Source organism: Flavobacterium sp. (genome assembly GCF_044369455.1).
Taxonomy (GTDB): domain Bacteria; phylum Bacteroidota; class Bacteroidia; order Flavobacteriales; family Flavobacteriaceae; genus Flavobacterium.
This window is the reverse complement of the sequence record NZ_JBIPLW010000052.1, coordinates 1-7,466: the sequence shown is the minus strand read 5'-3', so window position 1 is coordinate 7,466 and position 7,466 is coordinate 1. Positions and strand designations below refer to the sequence as shown.

Here is a 7,466-nt window from a genome sequence, read left to right as displayed (position 1 = left end):
GTCCACTTGGGATACTCGGGGCGCGGCAGAACCAGCTTCCAACGTGCGTCGCGCACGGCCTGGAGGTGCGTGTAGCTGTAGAACAGAAAATTGGCCCGCGGCGACTTGCCTGAGGGCGTGCGCAGGAAGGCACCGAGGTCGAGTCCGTCGAGCTTGCGATCGGCAGGCGGGTTCGTGCCGGCGAGCGCGGCAAACGTCGGCAGCAAATCGAGGGTGCTGGTGAGTTCGTCGCTCACCGAGCCGGCGGGGATATTTCCTGGCCAACGCACGACGCACGGCACACGAAAGCCACCGTCCCAGGTGAGCATCTTGAAGCCTCGCAATGGCTCGGCGTTGCCCGAGTGGTCGCGTGGGATAAACGGCTGGCCGCCGGGCTTCATGCCGTCAGTGGTCTCGATCCACGGGCCGTTGTCGGAGGTAAAGACGATGAGCGTGCGTTCGTCGAGGCCGAGCTCCTTGATTGCTTTGAGGATTTCACCGCACGACCAGTCGATCTCCTCCACTGCATCACCAAACGGGCCACCGGCGCTCTTGCCTTTGAAGTTCTCCGAGGCACCGAGTGGGATGTGCGGCATGTTGTGCGCGAGGTAGAGGAAGAAGGGCTTTGCGCGATTGGAACGGATGAACTCCAATGCCTCGCGCGTGTAGTCCTGCGTGATGTGATCCCAGTTCTGCACCTCCTTCACAACGACCTCGGTGTTGCGGTGTATCGCGCCGCGCATAGCGTTTCCCTCGACAGTCGGCGTGAGGCCGTTGTAGAGCGGCGTTCCGTAGAAATAGTCGAAGCCCTGCGCGTTGGGCATCGTCGCATTGTTCCATCCGTCCGGCGTGCGCGCGCCTAGGTGCCACTTGCCGATGCACGCGGTGGCATAGCCGGCGTCCTTGAGCATCTCGGCCATCGTGACCTCACGCGGGTGCAGGACGTTGTGTTGGTTCTTACGATTGCCCGGCTCGGCGACGCGCATGGGAAAACAACCCGTCATCAAGGCCGCCCGGCTCGGTCCGCACACGGGTTGCGCGTAGAAGCTCGTGAGCTTCAACCCCTCCGCCGCCATGCGATCCAGATGAGGCGTCTCGATCGCCTTCGATCCAAAACAGCCGAGGTCGGCGTAACCGAGATCGTCGGAGAGGATCACGATGACATTAGGTCTGGGCTTTGGCGCATCGGCGGCGTCCAACGCGGCCAGTGGCGCGAACAGCAGGGCAGTGAGGAATGTGAGGGTGGTTTTCATGGTTAGATTCAAGGCTTTCTTTACTTGTCGGCGACTTGGAGGGACGTGATGGGAATGATCGCCAGCTCGCATTGTCTGCGCCCTGAGAGTCCGGCCGTGTAAAGGACGAACAGGCGGCCCTCATGCTCAATGGCGCACGGGTAATGCGACGCGGGCGGCCGGTCGAACGTGCTGTGGTTCTGGACGCACCAGGTCTTCGCCAACGCGGACTCGCCAGGACGGCTCACGGCAATAACAAGTGTTTCGCGGCTATTAAAGCCTTTCTCGCCTTCCTTGGGCTGATTGAAGACTAGGTAACGCTGACCTGTGGAAAGATGGCCGGCGTATAGCTTCGAGGTGGAGGCGGTGAACGCGTGATCCTTCACCGCGCTCCAAGTGCGGCCATAGTCGTGGCTGGCAAACACGAAAGGCACGGTGTCCGTTTGGTTGCGCGTGATGGCAAGCAGCTCACGGCCTTCCACCCACACGGTGGTTTCGGGCAATTGCGCTGTGGAGAGTTCCTTCGACAATGGCACAACTTGCCAGCGGCCCGCGAGGTCATCACCCCGGCTGATGGCGACGGCTGGAATGTAAGGCTTAACGCCGAAGCGGCTCGCCACCCTGCCTGCCATGATCCAGTTGCCATCGGCCATTCTCAACGGCTGGCAATTTGGCAGGAAGAGGTCGGCGATGTCGCCGCGCGGCTGCCAGCGATTAGTCGCCTCATCGAGCACAAAAACCGCGCAGTTGGTGATGAGGTCGTGCCCTTTCATCTTGCCGACATACGCGTGGAGCACGCCGCCATGCGAGAGCAGTTGCGCGGGCACGTAGTAGGTCCCGTCCCGGCTCGTGTCCTCAGCGATGACCTCCAGCGCGGACCACGTTTCGCCGCCGTCCTTCGAGCGACGGCAGCGGATGAGCGACTCGCCGACGATCTCCTTCTCTGGACAGTTATACCATGCGGCGAAAAGCTCCCCTTTATGAAACTCGATGGCCGGATCATGGAGGAACTGGTAGCTATCCGAATCACTGCGCTCGACGCGCACATGCTTGATGCCAGCGGGAAAAGGGGGCTCGGCGGCGTGCACTGCGGACAGCGTTGCGAGCAGGAGTGGGGCGAGGAATGTGAGGATGTGATTCATGGTTTTAGTCAGCTCAAGGTTCCGGCATTGCTCCCAAAGGAGTCGGTCTCGGAAGGTGCGGCGCGGAATGTGTGATTGCCGTGAAGCCATTGATTGATGATTGATGATTGAGATGCTCTTGGGTCGGTTCATTGTTTTGCTTTCTCTTCTGCGGTTTGGACGTTCGCGATCAATTCACTTTCCAAATCTTCACGTCTTCGATCCATACCGTGCTCGGCACGAGGAAACTGAACCAGCGCTTCATCGGATGCGCAAAGCCTTCGGATCGATGATGGATGATGACCTTACCATCGAGGCTCAGGCGCATCTCGTCCCCTTCGGTCACGAGCACGAGTTCATGCCAGTCGGTATCCGCATTCCACGGGACGGTGACTCGCTTCGTTTTCAACAAGGCATCGAGATCAGCGGGTAGTTTCTCTTTTCGGTCCAGATACTCCTGTCGCCGCTGACGGATCTCCAGATTCATATCGCCGGTCTTCGAATCCATGAGTGAGATGTTGCTCTGCGAAAGGATGCCGTAGCAGAGATGACCCGCATGGATGCCCTTGGTCTCGCGGTCCACGAAGCCCAGTTGAAGCGATTCGTCTTTGTTCAGGCCGGGAAACTTGAAACGCACGACGGCACCGCCATCGGTGAAGCCGGCATCGTGATGAATGTGCGCGGCGTGTCCGGCTTCTTTCGTGGCGCTGGCGATCTTGAGGATGCCACTGTCGAGATCGGCCTGTTTGATCTGCGGCACGCGATCCGCCGTGGCGCTCTCCCAGCCGTTGCCGATGGCCTTCATACCCTTGCCGGTTTCCTCGCGCTCGAAGGGGTCGTGAAAGATGAGCGTCCCTTTCTCGCGAAGCCACCCGGCGTCATTGTGCGACGGAGGGAATTGCTTGGGATCGGCGGCGTGCAGAGTGGCAAGCGGCGCGAGAAGGAAGGTGGTTAGAAGTGTGAGTGTGGTATTCATGGCAAAGGTCCGCGGGCGAGATCGGAAAGATGCACATGGCACAGCTCGATGTCTTCTTTATTCAGGCTATAGGCGGTCAAGAGCTCATCTCCGACGACGGTGGCAGCGGGGTTGCCGACGTCGTAGTGGCGTTTGGAGTGGCCTTCGTCCACCGTCACCGGTTTCGGTTCCAGCCACAGAACCTCGCCTCGGTTGCCGTCGCGCCGGAGTTCGAGAGCCAGCAGACCGCGGCCCTTTTCAAGGCTCGTGCCCTCGTTGGCGATGGCCCAAAGACGCTCGCCGTTGTCGGTGAAGGCAAAGCCGCTGTTCCATTGCACGCTTTTCGAGGCGGTTGATTTCTCGCCCATCTCGAGCATCGCACCGAGCGAAGGCGAGAGCATGACGGGCGGCTGGCTGAGGTCAGGCAGCCACGTTTTACCGGCATCTGAGGAATGCCTCATCTGGATCCGCATGCCCGGGTGATCCTCGTCTTTGAGATGATTATTCCAAGTCACGAAAAGCCGGCCGTGGAAATGCGCAATGTTTGGCAGCGTGCAAAAGGCTCCGAAGCCAGGATCAAGGCTGCCGCGATTCACGGTGACACGGATCGTGCTCTTCGGCAGCGGCGGAGGGAGCGTGCCCGTGCCGAGATTCGGCGGTGCGTAGCCGAAGTCGGCGGCCCTTGTCGCGGATGTGGAGACGGGTTGTGTTTCCGCGGCGTGCAACGCGGCCAGCGGCGCGAGCAGCAGGGCGGTGAGTAACGTGTAAGTTTGTTTCATAGCAACAATCTTCCAGCTCGATGCAGGTGCAGGATGAGGGGATTAAAAAGGTAGGGAGACTCTCCTGCGACCCATGCGATGAGCGGGATCAGGGACCGAGACTGGCGGTGGCGGGAACGCATGGGCTACTTCTCCAGCGGTTTGAGGTAGATATTGCGGAACTGGATCGGGCAGCCCTCGCTCTGCAGGCAGATCGCGCCGCTGGAGGGTTTGGCGCCGGTGCCCTTGTTCTGCAGCACCCCGTTGACGGTCAGTTGGATCGAGTCGCCATCGCAGAAGATATCGTAGCTGTTCCACTCGCCCGGAGGGTTCTCGTTCGACAACTCCTGTTTCTTGGCTCTTAGGTATGGTTTTTCAACCGGGCCGACCTGCTTGCCATTGACGGTCATGGACGAGAGGTTGATCAAATAGAAGTCACCTGCGTTCTCGTGCATGAGTTGGGCCTCGATGGAGGTCGGCCAGAGGATGTCGGGGCCTGACTTGTGCAGCAGCACGCCGCTGTTGGTCGGCTTGCCGTCCCAGCGCCACTCGAGATGCAGTTGATAGTTCGCGTAGTCTTTGCTGGTGCGGAGGTAACCCTTCGGCTTGCCCTCGCAGTGAATCACGCCATCGCGGACTGACCAGACCTTTACGCCGGTTGAATTGTCCTCTTTGCCCTTCCCAACCTCGGGGCTGAAGGGAATCCAGCCGTCAAGGGATTTTCCGTCGAACAACATCACTTTGGCAGCCGGTTCGATTGCGTGCCCGGCGGTCAGCTCCGTGATGGCGATGTCCTTGTAGCGCACAATGGCGGTTGAATTGCCGTGGATCTGAACGGCGATGATGCCGGTGGTCTCGACGGTCGGGTCGGTCTCGGTGTAGTCCACGGTCTGCACGCCATTGAGCCAGATCTGAATGCGCGAGCCTTCGGCGCGGACGCGGTAGTCGTTCCATTCTCCGACCGGTTTACTCGCCTTTTCCAGCACTTCCTTCGTGGGTCTCTGGATGACTTTGCTGCGGCGGATGTGGTCGTAGAGCGCTCCGTCGTAACCTGCGCCGAGGTCCGCCTGAAATCCGGATACTTCGGTGCCCTTCGGGACACGCTTGGAGCGGAACTGCACACCGCCATTCACAAAGCCTTCCGTGCCCTCCAGCTTCCATTTCAACGTAAGCTCAAAGTCACCGAACTCTTTCGTCGTCGCAAGATAGTCGTTGTAAGGTTGCTTTTTCTCGAGTGATCCCGAAGTGAAAGCGCCCTCTTCGATGCGCCATTGCTTGGTAGTGTCCCCCTCCCAGCCAGTGAAGGTCTTTCCATCGGAGAGCGGTGTCTGAGCCCAGGCTGCGGAGGTGATGAGTAGGAAGGTGAGGAGGAGGAAGAGTGTATTCATCATGGTTGTGCAGTGTTTGGAGGGGTGATTGGGTTAGCGCTTCGGTGAAGATGTTGGAATTGTGCGAGCGTCATGGCCGTCGGGTCGCTCTTTTGTCATCGCTGAACGTCGAGACATTCCGCGAGATGAGCGTTGTCGTAGGCATGGACATTGGTGATGCGCATCTCCTCCATGCCCGTGCTCTTTTCGACAACGCCCTCGATTTGATCCACCAACTGCTCACGCCGGAGTCGCCAGACGATATTGCCATTCGCATCGATCTCCGCGAGCAGGTCACGGCCTTCATCGGAGTTTTTGAGATGATAATCTCCGCAGGCGACGAGCAGGTTCCAACTCTGCAGACGCTGCATCCCCAGAAGGTAACTGCAGGAGAGACCAAGCTCCTGAGTCGTCCAGCACGTCAGTTTTTTTCCATCCGGACCCATGTGCAGCAACTGGCAGCCTGTCGAGGTGGAGACAAACATCGAGCCATCATCGCTCTGCGTTATGGCAAAGGCCTTCTTCACCGTGGGCGATGGGGTGAGTAGCGGGTCGAGCGGTATCGATTGCAAGACCTTGCCTGTTGTGGCTTCGACCTTGAGAACCGTCTTGCGTCCGTATTGGCCGACCCAAAACGCCTTCGCGCCCGGCACCGCGCGGATCATACGGTAACGAAAGTGCAATGGATCATCACTGAGGTCTGGCAACGGCGTCTTGCTCACTACAGCGCCGCCGCGATCCACCACGCGGATCTGGCACACGCCGCTATCCATCAGCGCGAAACGCGCACCGCCATCGAGCACCGCGCAACTGTTCGCCTCCGCCCCCTTTTCACCGCGACGCGCTGCATGTTCCAGCACGAGCTTCTTCGTCGCATCGAAGACTGCCAGACCGCCGCGATGCGCAAACGCGACGCCGCCTTCCGGCAGACGCCATGCGTCATAGATGCCGCCGTAGCCGGGAAGTTTCAGCACGTCCGTGACCATGCCTGCACGGTTGACCTCGATGACTTGATTGTCCGCCGCGAGGAGGAAGCGTTCCTCGGCGCTGACCTTCCCGCAGGTGAAGGCCAGCGCGAAGAGAGCGTGGAGCACGACGAGTCTCATCGGATGACAAAATGACAGATGGTTTGTTTTATGATCGTTTGGCATCATCAAGCGAGAATCTCCTTTACTAAGTTTCCATGGACATCGGTGAGGCGGAAATCGCGACCGGAGTAGCGGTAGGTGAGGCGCTCGTGGTCGATGCCGAGCAAGTGGAGCACTGTGGCGTGGAGGTCGTGGATATCGACGGCTCCTTCGACCGGGAAGTAGCCGAACTCGTCGAGCATGCCGTGGCTCATGCCAGGGCGAAGGCCAGCACCGGCCATCCAAATGGTGTAGCCCCACGGGTGATGGTCGCGGCCCGGTTTACTGTCCGCGCCTTCGGTGTTTGGGGTGCGGCCAAACTCGGTGGCGAAGACGACGAGCGTCTCCTCCAGCAGGCCGCGGCTTTTCAGATCCTTCAGCAGTCCGGCGATAGGACGGTCGATGGAAATGGCGAGCTTGGCATGGGCGTTTTGGATGTCGTTGTGACTGTCCCAGCCATTGCTGACGATCTCGATGAAACGGACGCCGCGCTCGAGCAGCCGCCGGGCCACGAGGCATTGCCTGCCAAACTTATCCGTCTCCTTGTGCTCGGCTCCCACGCCGTAGAGCGCGAGGGTGGCGGCGGTCTCCTTGGTGAGATCGGTGGCCTCGGGAACAGCATCCTGCATGACGTAGGCCTTTTCGTGATTGGCGATGGCGGCCTCGATGATCTGATTTTGTGAGGAGGATTGGAGGAAGACGCGGTCGAGTTGGCCGACCGCCTGCATTTTGTTCTGCTGGAGCGATTTGAGTTTCTCGGCCATAACGAGGTCGTCCAAAGGCCGCGCGGGGTCCTGGAAAAAGGGTGAGCCCTGATGGATGGGGGGCAAGAATCCACTGGTGCGGCACATGCGTTTCCGCGAGCCCATGACGACGAAGCCGGGCAGGTTCTGATTCTCCGAGCCGAGGCCGTAGTGCGTCCATGAG

At 59.8% G+C, this 7,466-nt stretch carries 7 protein-coding genes; all 7 read right to left on the bottom strand.

Annotation, left to right across the window (positions count from 1 at the left end):
* On the bottom strand, positions 1-1,232 hold a 1,232-nt coding region (locus ACIQ2L_RS13840), incomplete at its 3' end, for a sulfatase (RefSeq protein ID WP_396159838.1).
* Between the two features lie 20 nt (positions 1,233-1,252).
* Positions 1,253-2,353: a sialidase family protein gene (locus ACIQ2L_RS13835; RefSeq protein WP_396159836.1), complete on the bottom strand. Its 1,101-nt coding sequence runs from the start codon at positions 2,351-2,353 to the stop codon at positions 1,253-1,255.
* Between the two features lie 169 nt (positions 2,354-2,522).
* Positions 2,523-3,308 carry a hypothetical protein gene (locus ACIQ2L_RS13830; protein ID WP_396159835.1) on the bottom strand — a complete coding sequence of 262 codons (786 nt, stop codon included), beginning with the start codon at positions 3,306-3,308 and terminating at the stop codon, positions 2,523-2,525.
* Complete coding sequence (locus tag ACIQ2L_RS13825) at positions 3,305-4,066, bottom strand: hypothetical protein (RefSeq protein WP_396159833.1); 762 nt, start codon at positions 4,064-4,066, stop codon at positions 3,305-3,307. Before ACIQ2L_RS13825 ends, ACIQ2L_RS13830 begins: the two co-directional genes overlap by 4 nt.
* Before the next feature lie 125 nt (positions 4,067-4,191).
* On the bottom strand, positions 4,192-5,436 hold the full coding sequence (locus tag ACIQ2L_RS13820; protein ID WP_396159831.1) for a DUF1080 domain-containing protein: 1,245 nt from the start codon (positions 5,434-5,436) through the stop codon (positions 4,192-4,194).
* 92 nt (positions 5,437-5,528) lie between these two features.
* Entirely contained in the window at positions 5,529-6,566 is a 1,038-nt protein-coding gene (locus ACIQ2L_RS13815) for a hypothetical protein (RefSeq protein WP_396159829.1), read from the bottom strand.
* On the bottom strand, positions 6,566-7,466 hold a 901-nt coding region (locus ACIQ2L_RS13810), incomplete at its 5' end, for a DUF1501 domain-containing protein (RefSeq protein ID WP_396159827.1). The genes ACIQ2L_RS13810 and ACIQ2L_RS13815, both read right to left, overlap by 1 nt.

Bases quoted from the DNA above. Each gene is read 5' to 3' on its own strand.
- ACIQ2L_RS13815 (WP_396159829.1), bottom strand. From the start codon at position 6,566: ATGATGCCAAACGATCATAAAACAAACCATCTGTCATTTTGTCATCCG.
- ACIQ2L_RS13835 (WP_396159836.1), bottom strand. From the start codon at position 2,353: ATGAATCACATCCTCACATTCCTCGCCCCACTCCTGCTCGCAACGCTG.
- ACIQ2L_RS13830 (WP_396159835.1), bottom strand. From the start codon at position 3,308: ATGAATACCACACTCACACTTCTAACCACCTTCCTTCTCGCGCCGCTT.
- ACIQ2L_RS13820 (WP_396159831.1), bottom strand. From the start codon at position 5,436: ATGATGAATACACTCTTCCTCCTCCTCACCTTCCTACTCATCACCTCC.
- ACIQ2L_RS13825 (WP_396159833.1), bottom strand. From the start codon at position 4,066: ATGAAACAAACTTACACGTTACTCACCGCCCTGCTGCTCGCGCCGCTG.